Annotated in this window: 16 protein-coding genes; 10 read left to right on the top strand and 6 right to left on the bottom strand. The window is 66.8% G+C overall.

The window, feature by feature from the left end:
* Window positions 1-10: 10 nt before the first annotated feature.
* Complete coding sequence (locus MUH00_RS08225) at window positions 11-1,009, top strand: YkgJ family cysteine cluster protein (RefSeq protein ID WP_247003612.1); 999 nt, start codon at window positions 11-13, stop codon at window positions 1,007-1,009.
* Window positions 1,010-1,121: 112 nt separating this feature from the next.
* On the opposite strand, the gene MUH00_RS08220 is transcribed toward MUH00_RS08225, so the two are convergent.
* On the bottom strand, window positions 1,122-1,295 hold the full coding sequence (locus MUH00_RS08220; protein WP_247003921.1) for a DUF5786 family protein: 174 nt from the start codon (window positions 1,293-1,295) through the stop codon (window positions 1,122-1,124).
* A gap of 102 nt (window positions 1,296-1,397) precedes the next feature.
* Between MUH00_RS08220 and MUH00_RS08215 the strand changes: the two genes are divergently transcribed.
* Window positions 1,398-2,408 carry a DUF5784 family protein gene (locus tag MUH00_RS08215; RefSeq protein WP_247003611.1) on the top strand — a complete coding sequence of 337 codons (1,011 nt, stop codon included), beginning with the start codon at window positions 1,398-1,400 and terminating at the stop codon, window positions 2,406-2,408.
* A 129-nt stretch (window positions 2,409-2,537) separates the two neighbouring features.
* Here MUH00_RS08215 and MUH00_RS08210 read toward each other — a convergent pair whose 3' ends face one another.
* Window positions 2,538-2,825, bottom strand: coding sequence for a DUF5789 family protein (locus MUH00_RS08210; RefSeq protein ID WP_247003610.1), 288 nt, complete (start codon window positions 2,823-2,825; stop codon window positions 2,538-2,540).
* A gap of 155 nt (window positions 2,826-2,980) precedes the next feature.
* On the opposite strand from MUH00_RS08210, the gene MUH00_RS08205 reads away from it, so the two are divergent.
* Both MUH00_RS08205 and MUH00_RS08200 read left to right on the top strand, forming a co-directional pair.
* Entirely contained in the window at window positions 2,981-3,763 is a 783-nt protein-coding gene (locus MUH00_RS08205; RefSeq protein ID WP_247003609.1) for a PHP domain-containing protein, read from the top strand.
* Between the two features lie 56 nt (window positions 3,764-3,819).
* Window positions 3,820-3,984 (top strand): DUF6757 family protein, encoded by a 165-nt coding sequence (locus MUH00_RS08200; protein WP_247003608.1) that lies wholly within the window; start codon window positions 3,820-3,822, stop codon window positions 3,982-3,984.
* A gap of 39 nt (window positions 3,985-4,023) precedes the next feature.
* Here the strand turns inward: MUH00_RS08200 and MUH00_RS08195 are convergent, their stop codons facing one another.
* Complete coding sequence (locus MUH00_RS08195; protein WP_247003607.1) at window positions 4,024-4,347, bottom strand: 4Fe-4S dicluster domain-containing protein; 324 nt, start codon at window positions 4,345-4,347, stop codon at window positions 4,024-4,026.
* A gap of 262 nt (window positions 4,348-4,609) precedes the next feature.
* The gene (locus MUH00_RS08190; protein ID WP_247003606.1) at window positions 4,610-5,785 is read right to left on the bottom strand and encodes an MFS transporter; all 1,176 of its coding nucleotides are present in this window, start codon (window positions 5,783-5,785) and stop codon (window positions 4,610-4,612) included.
* A gap of 204 nt (window positions 5,786-5,989) precedes the next feature.
* Here MUH00_RS08190 and MUH00_RS08185 point away from each other — a divergent pair, with 204 nt between their 5' ends.
* The gene (locus MUH00_RS08185) at window positions 5,990-7,012 is read left to right on the top strand and encodes an asparaginase (RefSeq protein ID WP_247003605.1); all 1,023 of its coding nucleotides are present in this window, start codon (window positions 5,990-5,992) and stop codon (window positions 7,010-7,012) included.
* A 51-nt stretch (window positions 7,013-7,063) separates the two neighbouring features.
* Here the strand turns inward: MUH00_RS08185 and MUH00_RS08180 are convergent, their stop codons facing one another.
* Window positions 7,064-8,527 (bottom strand): hypothetical protein, encoded by a 1,464-nt coding sequence (locus MUH00_RS08180; protein WP_247003604.1) that lies wholly within the window; start codon window positions 8,525-8,527, stop codon window positions 7,064-7,066.
* Window positions 8,528-8,644: 117 nt separating this feature from the next.
* On the opposite strand from MUH00_RS08180, the gene hemB reads away from it, so the two are divergent.
* The 5 genes from hemB (at window position 8,645) to MUH00_RS22980 (ending at window position 14,004) form a co-directional block, all read left to right on the top strand.
* Window positions 8,645-9,667: a porphobilinogen synthase gene (gene hemB / locus MUH00_RS08175; protein WP_247003603.1), complete on the top strand. Its 1,023-nt coding sequence runs from the start codon at window positions 8,645-8,647 to the stop codon at window positions 9,665-9,667.
* Window positions 9,668-9,957: 290 nt separating this feature from the next.
* The gene (locus tag MUH00_RS08170; RefSeq protein WP_247003602.1) at window positions 9,958-10,596 is read left to right on the top strand and encodes a CPBP family intramembrane glutamic endopeptidase; all 639 of its coding nucleotides are present in this window, start codon (window positions 9,958-9,960) and stop codon (window positions 10,594-10,596) included.
* 179 nt (window positions 10,597-10,775) lie between these two features.
* Window positions 10,776-11,228 (top strand): hypothetical protein, encoded by a 453-nt coding sequence (locus tag MUH00_RS08165; RefSeq protein WP_247003601.1) that lies wholly within the window; start codon window positions 10,776-10,778, stop codon window positions 11,226-11,228.
* Window positions 11,229-11,297: 69 nt separating this feature from the next.
* Window positions 11,298-11,672: a hypothetical protein gene (locus MUH00_RS23165; protein WP_425603047.1), complete on the top strand. Its 375-nt coding sequence runs from the start codon at window positions 11,298-11,300 to the stop codon at window positions 11,670-11,672.
* A 622-nt stretch (window positions 11,673-12,294) separates the two neighbouring features.
* Entirely contained in the window at window positions 12,295-14,004 is a 1,710-nt protein-coding gene (locus tag MUH00_RS22980) for an ammonium transporter (RefSeq protein WP_321576095.1), read from the top strand.
* Between the two features lie 28 nt (window positions 14,005-14,032).
* Here MUH00_RS22980 and MUH00_RS08150 read toward each other — a convergent pair whose 3' ends face one another.
* Window positions 14,033-14,974: a DMT family transporter gene (locus MUH00_RS08150; RefSeq protein ID WP_247003600.1), complete on the bottom strand. Its 942-nt coding sequence runs from the start codon at window positions 14,972-14,974 to the stop codon at window positions 14,033-14,035.
* Between the last annotated feature and the right edge of the window lie 195 nt (window positions 14,975-15,169).

Raw genomic sequence — 15,169 nt, 5'->3', positions numbered from 1 at the left:
ACCGGCGCGCATGGAGGTGAACTGTGCGGGCTGTGCCGGCTGTTGTCTGGACTGGCGATCGCTCCTCGACCGGGTCGACGGGACCGACTCCGATTTCGATCGGGAGTGCGACGGAGACGGCACTCGCCGCAGACTGTGCGCTCCGGAGGCCGACGACGACGCGCCCCGCCGGGAGCCCCTCGACGACGACGTCAACTTCGTGCCGTTGACCCGCGACGAGGTGCGGGCGTTCCTCGATCGCGGGCTGGCCGCCGCCCTGACGCCGCGGTTCTGGGCGGCCGCCGACGAGGCCGAGAGCGTCGAGATCGACGGGCGCTCGCTGGCCGCGATCGCGGGGCGGCCGGTCTTTTTCGTCGGCCTGCGGAAGCCGCCGAAACCCGTCGCCCCGTTCGGGCGCGAGGAGCCGGCGTGGCTCCCGACGTGTACCTTCCTCGATCCGACGACGCTCCAGTGTCGCATCCACGAGGACGACCTCTTCCCCGCCGAGTGCGGTGCCTATCCCGAACACAACCTTGCGCTCGACCAGGAGACCGAGTGCGAGCGCGTCGAGTCGGCCTTCGGCGGCGAGCGGTTACTCGACGGCGACCACGGCGATCCCGAGGGCCTGTTGCTGGGGTCGCAGGCGATCGGCGCGAAGCTCTTCTGTCACCCCGAACCCGACCGACTCGACGGGATCGTCGGGCGGGCCGCGAGCGGCGGCCTGACGGCGACCGATCGCGCGGAGTGTCTCGCGGTCGCGGCCGCCTCGAGTCCGGGTACGGTCGCGATCTCCGACCACCATTACGAGCGGGCGCTCGAGACGATCGGCGTACACGACGGGGAGGACGGGCCCGACGGCGACGAGAACGGGGACGAAAATGGTGACGAGAGCTGGGTCGGCCCGGCCATCCGGGAGTGGGTCGACCGTCGCCGTAACGCTGACGGGACGGTCCCGTCGCCGACCGTCGCGAGGACCGTCGAGGAGGCCCGCGGCGCCCCGAAGACGCCGGGGTGGGACGCGATCGAGTGAACGGAGTCGATCCGCGGCACGAGGGTCGGATCGCGGTGCGCCGGCCGTTGCGCGGTCGCGCCGCTCGCCGTCCGAAAGTCCCCAGAAGAGAGATCGAGCGCGGGCTCCGCCACTACTTGGATTTGATCTCCTCGAACTGGCTCAGGAGCGCCTCCGTCGAATCGCCGGAGTCGTACTCGACCTCGCCGCGATAGATCGTCCGCTCGTCGTCGAAATCCGCGTCGACCTTCGAGGCTTGCTGTTCGCGTCGCTCGTGCTCATCTTCATCATAGGCACCCATTGACATGGTAAGCACACACAAGTTAGTAGCTGTCGTACATCAATGTAACGGTTCTTCACACTCGGACGTCACGTAACACGTATGCACCCTGGCAGCGTAGGGAGGGCCGTGGCACGGCCCCTTCGCTTTCGATACTCGCCCCAGACCTGGAGCGAGCAACGAGTTCGACGCGATCTTCTCCAGCCGCTCCGGTCGAATATCGGCGCTCGCGCCGTCACGCCGCGATACGAGATCGGGGCCGACTGGGAGACGCACCGCTTCGAGATGCAAAACGGCGACGTCGCGCTGTTCGCCCGCGACGACGATTCGGGGGCCTACTGGATGGGCAACACCGAGACGCCGTCGTCGCTGTGGCGCACCGACAAGTTCGGCTGGCGGGAAGTCCCCTACCACGTCGCTCGGTGGACGCAGCGGGAACTGCTCTCGACGCTCCACGAGGAGGACCCCTGGCTCGCGGACTACCCGCACCTCTCGTGGTTTTTCCTCCCCGTATTCATGTCCAAGGACGGCCGCGAGTCGACGCGCGCGTTCTTCCGACAACACGCCGCCGGCTTTCCCGACGCCGGCCGCCGCGAGGCGACGCGCTTCTTCGAGGAGTTCCTCGAGACCGGCGTTCTCGACGACTATCGGCACGTGATGTCCGGCAAACTCGGCACCAGCGACCACGTCGATCGCGTGCGCATGAGCGCCGCGATGGCCGAGTTCATCGCCGCGAAGCTCCTCACCGACGCCGGCTACGACGTCGTCCCCGAGATCGAAGTGACGACGGGCCACTCGCTTGACTTCCGGGCGACGGACGCCGAGACTAACGTGCTCGTCGAGGTCACCCGGCCCCAGCCGCCGAACACCCGCTCGGCGTCGGGCCCGATCGCCGCCGTCCGCGAGACGGCCGAGACGAAGACGAACGGACAACTCGCCGAACACGGTGGGGGCGCCGTCCTCTTCGTCGACTGCTCGAGTTTCCGCGACGACGCCTGGAACGCCGTCCGCGGCGAACAACCCGACGTCCGACACCGCCCCGCCGTCGTCTACCGCGTCCGACCGAACGGGCGCGCCGAGGGCTACCGAAAGGGCGGCGTGCCGCTCGAACTGAGCGACGCGATCGAGTTTCTGGACTAAACGCGGCACGCGGTCGCCGCGTCGAGAAGCGCCGCCCGCTCGAAACGGCGTTGAGTTTTATAATTCCGAGATGGTTCCGGAAGAACGATCGACAAGCCGGAAGAGCGTACTCCTCCGGTGATTACCGGGCTAGAACGACACCGCGTCCGGCGTGTACGGACTCCCGACCGGCGTCGGATCGCGATCGCTGTAGCCGACGCGACCGATCGCCTTGTCGCTCACCGCACCGTAGATCGCGAAGCGAGCGTCCTCCGGATTTTCGAAAGTCTCGGACTCGAGTCGGGCGAGTACCTCGGCGACCGTCTCGGAGCCGTTCGGGAGTTCGAGGGTCCGGTCGCCGTGTTCCTCGATCAGTTCCTCGGTGGTCGCGGGATACTCGTAGTCGTCGATGACGTCGCCGGTGCCGTTGAGCAGCATTACGCCCGATTATGCGTTAACGATAATTATAAACATTGTCCATGTATGTTTTCTAGTGGCACCCCAGACCTAATACTGCTAGAGGACCCTTCGATCGAGGCGAACCCCGCGCGGGCCGAGAAACGACTTTACGGCGGGCCCGACACGGGTACGGTATGCCGTACGCCGATCTGCACGTCCACACGACGCGCTCGGACGGGGAACTGGAGCTCGCGGAAATCCCCGTCGCGGCCCGCCGGGCCGGCGTGGACGTCGTCGCCCTCACTGATCACGATCGGTTGCAGCCGTTCGACGACTCCGTCGTCGAGCGCGACGGCGTCGCGATCGTCCACGGGATCGAACTTCGCGTGGAAATCGAAGGAAGCGGCCGGCGCGTCGATCTGCTTGGATACGGCGTCGAGCCGACCGACGCGCTCGACGGACTCGTCGAGCGGATCCAGCGGAACCGCCGGGAACGCGGGCGAGCGATCGTCGACTGCGTCGAGGATCGACTCGGCGTCGACCTCGGGCTGACGATCGACGAAGGGTTCGGACGGCCCCACGTCGCCCGCGCGATCGACGCCCACTCCGAGATTCCACACGACTACGAGGGCGCCTTCGACGAACTCATCGGCGACGGCGACCCCTGCTTCGTGCCGCGGGAGATCCCGTCGTTCGAACGGGGGCGAACCGTGCTCGGCGAGGCCTGCTCGATAGTTTCGCTTGCCCATCCGCTGCGGTATCGCGACCCGGAACGGGCGCTGGCTCGCGCGGCCGACCTCGACGCGGTCGAGTTACACTATCCCTACGCCCGCGACGTCGACCTGACGCCGGTCGAACGAACGATCGAACGGCACGACCTCCTCGCAACCGGCGGGAGCGACGCGCACGACGACGAACTCGGTCGCGCCGGGCTGACGGAAGCGGCGTATCGACGGCTCGGCCTTCCGGCGAGGTAACAGTACCATCGACCGAGAGCGGAGGGTTCAATGCATCCTGGCTCTAACAGGGAACCATGCACTGCCACTACTGCGACCGGGAGGCCGCGTTCGCGGCCGAATCCGACGGGCTCAAAGTCGGGCTCTGCGAGGAGCACTTCCGCGAGCGGTTGCAGGAGCTCGCCGAGGCTGACGGACTCGAGAAGCTCAAAGAGGAAGTCGACGTCGATCGCGCCGAATAACGGGAACCGAATCGGTACTTCGACGATCGCACGTGGCGATCAGGCCGTCCGACCGGCGTCGACGTCGATCGCGTCGACCGGACAGACGTCGACGCAGAGCATGCAGTCGATACACTGGGCCTCGTTGGCGGGATCTGCTTTCTCCTCGCTTTCCGGGTGGCCCGGTGTGTCGACCCACTCGAAGACGTCGACCGGGCAGTCCTCGAGACAGGCGCCGTCCGCGATACAGAGGTCGAAGTCGACCGCGACGTGCGTGCCGTGGATGCCGAGTTGTTCCGGCTCGTCCACGGGGCCCCAAACGTCGTGACCGTTGTGTTCGTCGACTACCTCGCGGTTCTCGTGAAACTGCGGGTCTATGGTCATTGCTAGCAGAGCCAAACGAGGGACGAATACTTAAAAGTATGTACTCGTTTCCGTCGGAACGGCCGTTTCCGGAGTTAGGGGCGCCTAAAACCACCAGGCGTAGCGGGGGAGCAGCGTCGATCGAATACATCGACTATCTGGAACGATCGAGAATTTATATACTACGCAAAACGGTGACGAGAGGAAGCGGCGCCTCACGGGACGGGAACGAGGTCGACCCGGTGTGCTCCCGCGGACCACCGGCCCCGGTTCGGAAACGCGCTCAGTAGCCGAGCGACAGCGTCCGGTTGACGACGAGCGCGCAGAAGACGAGCGCGAGCAGCACCGCCAGCAGGGAGAAGGCGATCCCCCAGCCGAAGGCGTCCGCGACGACGCCGGTGACGACCGAGCCGAGCGCGCCGATGAAGCCGTAGACGCTCCTGACGAGGCCGAATCCGGCGCCGCGTTCGGACTCGGAGAGAACGTCCATGAACCGCGGTAACAGGGCCGCGCCCCAGCCGAGACCGGTCCCGATCAGGAGGACCGCTGCGCCGAGCGCGAGCCATCCCGGAACGGCCACGAGGAGGACGAAGCCGGCCGCCGCGAGGACCATACAGCCGGCCGTCGCGAGGTCGCGGCCGTACCGATCGGAGACCGCGCCCACGCCGACCTGCGTGATCGCCTGCACGACGAAGTAGCTCGCGAAGACCGTCCCAGCGAGTTCGGTCGACTGTTCCCGGTGCTCGATGAGGAACGTCGGGAGAAACGAGGACGTCGCTTGCCAGACGAACGCCCCAAGGATCGCCAGGCAGACGGGAAAGGCGATCCGCGGTCGCGAGAGCAACTCGACCAGCGGCTCCAGCGCGAACAGCCGCTCGCGCATCGATCGGCCGGGCTGGCGCGGTTCCGTCGGGCGGACGCGCCAGGCGAACAGCACGAAGACGGGGATCGCGATCGCGGTGCCGATCGCGACCGCGGGCCGCCAGCCGTACTCGACGCCGATCCAGGCGGCGATCGGCGGGGCGATCAACCCGGCCGCGGGGCCGCCGCTGTTGTGGATGCCGATCGCGGTGCCGATGTCCTCGTAGGTCCGGGTCAGCAGCGTGGTGGCGACGCTGTAGTGGAGGCCGGCGACCGCGCCGAGCGCGATCGTCCCGACGACGAACAGCGCGAACGCCGGCGCTCGCGCGAGCAGGAGACTCGCGATCGCCGTTCCCCCGACGGCGACGAGGATCACGGGTCGCTCGCCGATCCGATCGGCGAGGACGCCGCTCGGGAACTGGGCGGCGAAGTAGGCCATCCACATTCCCGTCAGCGCGACGCCGATCACCGAGTTCGAGACGTCGAACTCCTCGGTGATCAGCGGCACGACGGGGCTGATCGCCAGGCGGGCGACCATCGTCGCGAAGAACGCGAGCGTACACAGCGTCAGGACGGTCTCTCGGTATCGCCAGCGCATGTGGAATTCGTCACCCGCCGATCGGCGGGACTACTGGTTGGTCTCAGGCCGCACTTCAAGAGGATATTGATCTCGGCGGTATCAACCGGGAGACGGCACCGCGATATCGATCGTGACGATTCGAACGCGACCGGTACCCGCGTCCGGGCCATCCCGATCGGCAGCTGACGTACACTCTTTGTCTCTGGCTCGAAGGGCATTCGTATGCCACAGGTTCGAATCGTTAGCACCGGAGGAACGATCGCGAGCACCGCCGACGGCGAGAGCGAGGGGAAAACGCCCTCTGTCACGGGCGAAGATCTCGTCGATGCGGTGCCGGAACTCGCCGATCACGCGACGATCGAGGTCGACGAGGTGTGCCGGGTTTCGGGCTTCCAGATGGATTTCGAAAACGCCGCTCGGATCGTCGACGCCGCCGAGCGCGCCGCGGACGACGGTGCGGACGGCGTCGTCGTCACCCACGGGACCGATACGATGGCCGAGTCGGCCTACTACCTCGCGCTCGTCCTCGAGGCGGAGCTCCCGGTCGTCTTCACCGGCGCGCAGCGATCGTTCGACCAGCTCGGAACCGACGGGCCGGCGAACCTGCTCGCCGCGGTCCGCGCCGCGGCCGACGATCGGTTCCGGGACGCCGGGGGGAGCTACCTCGCGTTCAACGACGCCGTCCACGCCGCACGCGGGGTGGTGAAGTCGCACACGAGCAAGCTCGAGACGTTCCGCTCGCCCGATCGGGGACCGGTCGCGGAACTCGCTCCCGACGGGTTTCGATTCCTCCGCGAACCGGGCCGGGACGCCGATCCGATCCCGGACTGGTTCCCGGGTGCTCGGATCGACCCAGGCGTTCGAGTGGAACTCGTCACGAACGCGATGGGCGTCGACGGTCGACAGGTCGATCGCGCGCTCGACGCTGGCGTCGACGGCGTCATCGTAGCGGGAACGGGGCTCGGCAATGCGACCGCCGAACTCGGTGCCGCGATCGAGAGCGTCGTCGACGCCGGCGTCCCCGTCGTGCTCACGTCGCGCTGTCACGCCGGCACGACGGCCGGGGTGTACGGCGGCCCCGGCGGCGCGAAAACGCTGCTCGAGGCAGGTGCGATCGCCGGCGGCGATCTCCCGCCGTGGAAGGCCCGCCTCAGGGCGGCCCTGGCGCTCTCGACGGGAGACGGCGATCGCGGCGCCGTCGATCGGGTTCGGAAAGTGTTCGAGGGGATCGACTCCGTCATCTGATCCGGGTCCTGCGGGCGGTGCTGCCGCGAAGGAACGACATACTGATGACGCTCACTCGTCTTCGATCGCGCCGGTCGCATCGAACACCCGGCCGTCGTAAAGGATCGTACGCCGGTTCCCGGACTCGTCGTCGAACGGCTGAAGGGCCGTCCACCGGTCGGTCTTCACCCGGACGGTCGTCACGCCGTCCTCGAACAGGGGGAACGCGTTCCGGAAGCCGCGAAACGGCTGCCGGGGGAGCTGTTCGGGGAGCAACCGATCGTCGACCGCGTCGGGGTCGGCGTCGGACCGCGTGACGGTGATCGTCGCCGGCCGACGAGCGTCGTCGTAGTTCGGAAGACGAACGGCCACCGTCTCGCCCCGGTCATCGACCTCGGCATCCGCCTCGGGACTGATCGCGAGGCCGGGCGCCTCGAAGTCGAACGCCGCCGCGTGGGTCTCCCCGTCCCGGCGGTAGCCGACGGCGTAGGCGTACCGGCCGCCGCCGAGGTGGTCGACGACGCGAGCGTCCTCGCAGGGAACCGACTCTCCGTGGAAGACGTGGAGCGTCGTCTCGTCCCGATCGCCCGGTCGGAGGTGCGATAGGGGCAACGTCCACATCCACGGGTGGATCGGGTACCACTCGTCCTCGACGAGTTTGTAGAGCCGCCAGTAGTAGGGGTTGCCTGCCATCGTCGTCCGTCCGTGGTTGATCAGTTCGAACCCGATCCGGCCGGGGGCGTCGACGGCCTCGGTCGACGGGCGCAACGAAACCTCCGTTTCGGGGGTCGCCTCGTGGTACCAGGCCGTCTGTTCAGCGTCCGGCAGTCCGGGCATCGCCTCGGCGAACCGGGACTCGCCGTCGGGCCCTGGCTCGCCGGTGGGCCACACGGCGATGGTGAACGCGCCGTCGCCGCTGGCGAACCGGTAGCGGCCGGGACCGATCGCCGACTCCCCGCGGTCGTGGTGACCGAGCAACACGAACTCGGCGGTCAGCCGCTCGTCGGGACCGAGCGTGATCGTCTCGGGGAACCAGTCGCCCTCGACGTCCTCGACGCGCCACCGGCCCTCCTCGTCGCGGTGGTAGTCGGGGAGAGTCTCCGCGACGTCGGTCTCCGCCGTCGGCGCGAGGTAGATCCACTCGCGCTCGTCGTTCCGGGCGCTCGGCGGGTCGTCGAAGAGCGGGAGCCGTCGCGTTTCGATCGTCCGGTCGTACGATCTCCCGTTCTCCAGGACGGCCGCGAGACGGGCGGGGGAGTCGGGCGTCGCGGGTTCGACGAAGTCGATCGACAGCCCGAACCGGTTGACGAACGGACCGGACGCGACGACCGCCGTGAGCGGCGCCGTCTCGAAGTCGACGACGGTCGGGTCGTCGTCGATTCCCGGGAAGTCCGGTTCGTCTCCGTCGTTCGAGTCGTCGGGCGAGTCCACGCCGAAGGGCGACCGATCGGCGTCGCCTCCGGGGAGGGAGACGGCCGAGCAGCCCGGGAGGAGGCCGACGCCGGCGGTCCCCGCAAGGAAGGTGCGGCGATTCATACGCGGGACGACTCGTCAGTCGTACGTAAGCTTCCGGCTAGCTCAAACGGTCGTTTCACCGACGGAACGCCCGCTCTCGAGCGCACCGTTTTTGCTCGCCCCGCGGATAGTGCCGGTATGGACCTCACTCACCGCCCCCGGCGGCTCCGACGCGACCGCGTCCGGGGACTCGTCAGCGAGACCCGCCTCGCGCCGTCGGACTTCATCGCGCCGGTGTTCGTCGACGCGACGACCGAGGAGCGCGTCCCGATCGAGTCGATGCCGGGCCACGAGCGGGTGCCGATCGCGGACAGCGTTACCCGGGTCGAGGAAGTGCTGGAAACGGGCGTCGAAGCGGTGATGCTGTTCGGCATCCCGGAGTCGAAAGACCCCGATGGAACGCGCGCCTGGGCCGAGGACGGCGTCATCCAGGAGGCGACGCGGCGGATCACGGCGGAGACGGACGCCTACGTCATCACCGACGTCTGTCTCTGTGAGTATACGGATCACGGCCACTGCGGGCCGCTCGAGGAGGAACTTCGAGGGCCAGACGTCGACGAGGGTGGCTCCACCTGTGAGGCGACGCTGACCGTCGACAACGACGCGACCCTCGCGACCCTCGAGAAGATCGCCGTCTCGCACGCCGAGGCCGGCGCCGACATGGTCGCTCCGAGCGGCATGATGGACGGGATGGTCGCCGCGATCCGAACCGGCCTCGACGACGCCGGCTACGAACACGTCCCGATCATGAGCTACGCGGCAAAGTACGAGAGCGCCTTCTACGGGCCGTTCCGGGACGCGGCGGACGGTGCGCCCGCCTTCGGCAACCGACGTCACTACCAGATGGACCCCGCGAACGCCCGCGAGGCGCTTCGCGAAGTCCGCCTTGACGTCGATCAGGGCGCGGACGTGCTGATGGTCAAACCTGCGCTCCCCTACCTCGACATCGTCTCGGCCGTTCGCAGGGAGTTCGATCACCCCGTCGCGGCGTACAACGTCTCCGGCGAGTACGCCATGCTCCACGCCGCCGCCGAGAAGGGCTGGCTCGATCTGGAAGCAGTGGCGATCGAGTCGCTGCTGTCGATCAAGCGCGCCGGCGCCGATCTGATCCTGACCTACTTCGCCGAGGACGTCGCCCAACGGCTGTCCGCGGACCGGTAGTCGTCTCGTCTTCGATCGCGGGTCGAGCGGTCGGCAGTTCGTCGGCAGGTGGCGCCGCCGCCCGTTGATCGCCGATCGGACCGCACGAGCGGGCCGATTTCGATCACAACGGTTTTGATATCACCGTCTGTAGCGGGGCATACAACGGGGCGACTCGACGGGCGCCGATAGCGTCTTCCACCGCCGTCCGCCGGACCTAACCGACCTCACCACAACCAATGTCTCAATCACCGAGCAGCAAAGCGAAAACTCTCCTCGTTTTTGTCGCGACGATCGCCGTCGGATTCATCTTGTTCATCCTCCCGAACCTGTTCTTCGGGATCACCAAACTCAACGGCGGTCTCGTCGGTGTGAACCTGTTCGTTATCGCGCTCTTTCAGTTCGTCACGGTCTGCGCACTGCTCTACGTTTCCCTCGGGCGGCTGGGACGGGATTTCCGGTCTATCGGCCTCACCCCGAACGACTGGAAGCGAGACGGCCTGCTGGGGCTGCTGGTAGGGTTAAGCTGGGCTGCGGTACAGTTCGGCTGGATAATTCCCAGTACCGGCGGCGCCGAACGGGCGGACGTGGCGCAAATGGTGACGATGATGGATGGGACGGTGTTGGGCCTCGCGGCCTTCATCGCGCTGGGAGTGATCGGCGGCGGGATCACCGAAGAACTCTACAACAGGGGCTATTTTATCTCGGTCCTCAGGGATACCTTCGAAAATCCTCGTATAGGGCTGTGGGTGGCCGGAATCCTGTCCATCCTCTTTTTCGCTCTCGGCCATCTCCCGACGAACACTGTGGAGTGGATCGATATTCTCGTCCCTACGATCGCGTACACAGCCCTGTTCGTGTACACCGGTCGCCTGACTCCGTCGATCGTCGCACACGGTTGTTACAACGCGACGGCTATCCTGTTGACCTACTGGCTCTACTACGGCTGAACTGGCGCGCGACTCGAACCGGGATCTCAACGATCCGACTATCCGCGTATGCCGCCCTCACGAGCAGACGAGGAGGGAGCGTCGCGGTCGCGTATCCTCTCGGTTCGCCGATCGGTGCTCGACGATACCGGGATTGTCGGAAGATTGAATAAACACAGACCGATAGTCGATCGTACCGAATGCGTCGCGTCCCCATCGCTCGGCTCACCCGAGTCGGTTCGTATGTTCTCGCGTCGGTGATAGCGGTACTGCTCGTCGTGTTTCCGATCATCCGCGGCCTCGGGGTCTCCACTCCCGTTTCGCTGATAGCCCCGCTCGCGGAACCGATCGGTGTTCGGATACCCGTTCCCGGAGACGGCCTGAAATGGGGCCTGTTCGTCGGATTCCCGCTCCTGGTGCTCGGTCGAGCGATCACCACCCGGGCCCCCGCGGATGCCGTTCTCGCCACGTGGGCGATTCCCTGCCTATTCCTGTCGCTGTGGGCGCTCTATCGTCCCTCCGTCGGCCGCTCGGCGCTGTTTTGGGGAGACCCCATCATGTTACTCGGCAACGTATTGCTCGCACTCGTCGTCCTCGGCGACGGGTTCCTCGCGCACGTCCGCGGTCTCCGCGCTCCGACGATCCACGGTTGACGACGGGGCGCGATCGGCCGCGAGTTCGATCACCCCGTCGCGGCGTACACCATCTCTAGCGACTACACCGTGCTCCACGCTTCCGAGAGGGACTGGTTCGACATGGAGACGGTGGTGATCGGATCGCCGCTGCCGATCGAGCGTGCGGGCGCCGATCCGATCCAGAGATACTTCGTCGAGGAGTCGCGAAACAGGCGAGCGCGGGCCAGTTGCGGCTTCGAGTCATCTACGGGGCCGAGATTGGCGTCACCACTCGATCGGTGCCGCGTCGGATTCGACACGGGACCGTCGACGGCCCACAAATCGGGTCGAGCGCTCAAAATACGTAGTGAGCGATTTCCCGTGACTGACAGTTGGGACACTCCTCGGCTCGATGTACGAGTTTTTCGCCGCAGTTTCGACATTCGTACAGCTCTGTGCCATCCGATTTTCGCAACGCTTTGAACACCCCCATTATTCGGCCCCCACGTGAACGTTTGGGATGAGCTACCATCACTCTATCTGCTCTTCGCGGAGAATATCAGGATCGTTACAGATCCGTGCGCTGTTCGACCGGCGACTGCGGCTCGCTACCGGTGCCGTCCAGCTATCGGAGACGTCCAGTTCGCGCCAGCTGTACCCATCGAAGATGCTCGATCGTCGCGTTCGCGGCACCGAGCGCGGCCTGCGGCCAGCGGCGGACGAACGTCCAGTTCGGGGCGACACCAGCGGACGTGCGGCAACATCTGCCGCGCGCGGAGCATCGAAGCCAATTTTCAATCCGTCCTAGCCCCGTATTCATGACACCCATCGCAAATCTGGTGTACGAACGCACAGAATACGCCCGCTAGCCGTGAAAATCGGAAAATTCTATCGCCTTATACGAATTAAATCACCTCTAGATTTGTTCAGCTGCCCCTATTACGATCTGATTTATAGACGAATGTCAACGCTAATCCTTATATCAGACCATTCCATGAGTAGTAGGCGTGATACAGAAGACAACCATGGCCTGTTCTGATCCATACATGGACATTTGTTTACAAACTGTGAGCGATCGCGGCGGAACGACGGAGGTGTGCGGCTAATGGAACCGACGCTCCTCCAGAGCGACGTCGGGGCGCTGATGGAGACGATCAACTACACGTGGATCTTGGTGGTCACGTTCCTGATCTTCTTCATGCACGCCGGCTTCGCCATGCTCGAGGCGGGGCAGGTACGCTCGAAGAACGTGGCGAACCAGCTAACGAAGAACCTGCTGACCTGGAGCGTCGGCGTGACGGTATTCTTCCTGATCGGGATCGGCGTCGAAACCGCCGTCGCCGGCGGCGGCTTCGAACCAGCGTTCGTCGGCGACGCGACCAGCTGGATCGACTGGCTCTACGGTGCCGTCTTCGCCATGACCGCGGCGACGATCGTCTCGGGAGCCGTCGCCGGCCGCGCGAAGCTCCGCGCGTACGTGACCTACACCTTCCTGCTGGCAGCGGTCATCTACCCGGTCGTTACCGGCATCACGTGGGCCGGCGGCTACATCGAGACGATCACCGGAACGCCCTTCGCCGACTTCGCGGGCGGGATGATCGTCCACGGCATGGGCGGTATCGCCGGCCTCACCGCGGCGTGGGTGCTCGGCCCGCGCATGGATCGGTACAACGACGACGACGGCACCGTGAACGTCATCCCCGGTCACTCGCTGACCTTCGCCGTGCTCGGGACGCTGATCCTGGCGTTCGGCTGGTACGGCTTCAACGTCGGTACCTCCGCCATCTTCGCCGAGGGCGCCTTCCTCGGTGACCAGCTCGGACGCGTCGCCATGACCACGACGATCGCGATGGCCTGCGGCGCGATGGCCGCCGGCCTCGTCGCCTGGCTCAAGACGGGCAAGGTCGACACCCTCTACGTCGCGAACGGCCTGCTGGCCGGCCTCGTCGGCATCACCGCGATCCCCGACACCACCGCGTGGTGGGGCGCGTTCGTCGTCGGCGGCCTCGCCGGCGCGCAACTGCCGATCGTCTTCGAGTTCGTCGAGCAGCGCCTGAAGATCGACGACGTCTGTGCGGTCTTCCCCGTCCACGGCTCCGCGGGCGTCCTCGGGACGCTCCTGTTCCCGTTCGTGGCGGCCCCGGGCGTCGTCGACAGCGTCGTCGACGCCTTCCTCGCCCAGTTGTTCGGGGTCGTCGTCATCGGCGCCTGGACCGCCGGCGCGACCGCCGCCATCTGGTACGCGTTCAAGGCGATGGGCCAGGCCCGGGTCACCCCCGAGCACGAACGCGACGGCCTCGACGTCTCCGAACACGGCGTCGACACCTACCCCGAGTTCGGCCAGCCCGACGTCGCGACCGACGGCGGCCCGACGGGTGCCGGTGACGCGATCCGCACCGACGGCGGTGAGCCGAGCGATGCGAGGCGATCCTCGTCGGGCCTCCGGTCCGACGGCGGGAAACCGAACGGCGGACAGATCAAGATGGTCACCGCGATCGTTCGCCCCGATCGACTCGGGGCGGTCAAGCAGGCGCTGGCGGAAGCCGGCGCCCCGTCGCTGACCGTCACGAACGTCTCCGGACGCGGCTCCCAGCCCGCCAAGACGGGCCAGTGGCGCGGCGAGGAGTACACGGTCGACCTCCACCAGAAGGTCAAGATCGAGTGCGTCGTCGCGGACATCCCCGCCGAGGACGTCGTCGACGCGATCAGCGAGGGCGCCCGCACCGGCGACCCCGGCGACGGGAAGATCTTCGTCACCCCCGTCGAGGACGCCTACCAGATCCGCACCGGGAAAACCGGCTCCGACGCGGTCTGACCGATCGAACCGGCCGAAGACGAACGTCTCACTCCTTCTCCCCGACCGGTTCGTCGATCGACGGCGACGCACCGCGCCGGCGCCCGACGACGAGTCGCACCAGCGCGGTCCGTTTGATCAGCGCGAAGCCGACCGCGACGACGGCGAAGCCGACGATCGTCGTCGCCGCCGGCGACTCGTCCAGCGCCAGCCAGCCGACCACCGCAGCGAAGACCGGGAGTAGGTACGAGACGAGGTTGATTTCGACGGAGCCGAGCCGATCGAGCAGGTCGAAGTACAGCAGGTAGCCGAGCGCACCCGCGACGGGGACCAGATAGGCGAAGGCGAGGAGCACCGTCGGCGTCCACCCGATCGCCTGCGGTTCGCCGAGGCCGCGACTCGCGACGTGCAGGACGGGCGCGCCGAGCAGCATCAGCCATCCCTGGAGGGAGGCGACCGGTAGATCGGTCCGGGTCCGCTGGGTGGCGACCGTGCCGAGCGCGAACGCGAGCGCGGCGGCGAAGATGATGACCACCCCCAGCGACTCGCTCGTGTAGAGGTCGCCCGGATCGGGATCGGCCACGATCGCCGTTCCGATGAAGCCCAGGCCGAGGCCGACCGCGCCGACGACGCCGAGGCTGGTGGTCGGGAGCACCAGCCGCGAGAGCCCCGCCGTCAGGATCGGGATCGTCGCGACGACGACGGCGGCGACGGCGCTCGTGACGTACTGCTGGCCCGCGAACAGCAGCGCGTGGTGACAGGCGATCAGCAGGACGCCGCCGGCGACGAGGCCGGCCCACTCCTCCCGTCGCGGGCGAACCCGATCGCCGCGAACGGCGGCGTACCCCAGGATGAGAATCGCCGTCGCGTCGAATCGAAGCGCCGCGAACAGCACGGGCGGGACGACCGCGACGGCGGCCCGGACGGCCGGAAACGTCGTGCCCCAGATCGCGGCGACGAGCAGAAACAACAGCGGCGTTCGATATCGCATTTATAGTGGTCGAAAGCGACTCGGCGAGGCGATCGTTTAACGGTAGTGATCGACGGGTAGACGGCGTGGCGATCGGACTTCTAACTCTGTAATGGACGAGAACACCACGAAAGCCCCTGGCGCTGTGGACTCCCAGGGCTCGCTGCGGTCCTCACCTCACTCCGTTCGGTTGCGGTCCTTGCGTCGCCCGAGTTC

Source organism: Halosolutus gelatinilyticus, assembly GCF_023028105.1.
GTDB classification, from domain to species: Archaea; Halobacteriota; Halobacteria; order Halobacteriales; family Natrialbaceae; genus Halosolutus; species Halosolutus gelatinilyticus.
This window is presented reverse-complemented; position numbering and strand designations above follow the sequence as displayed.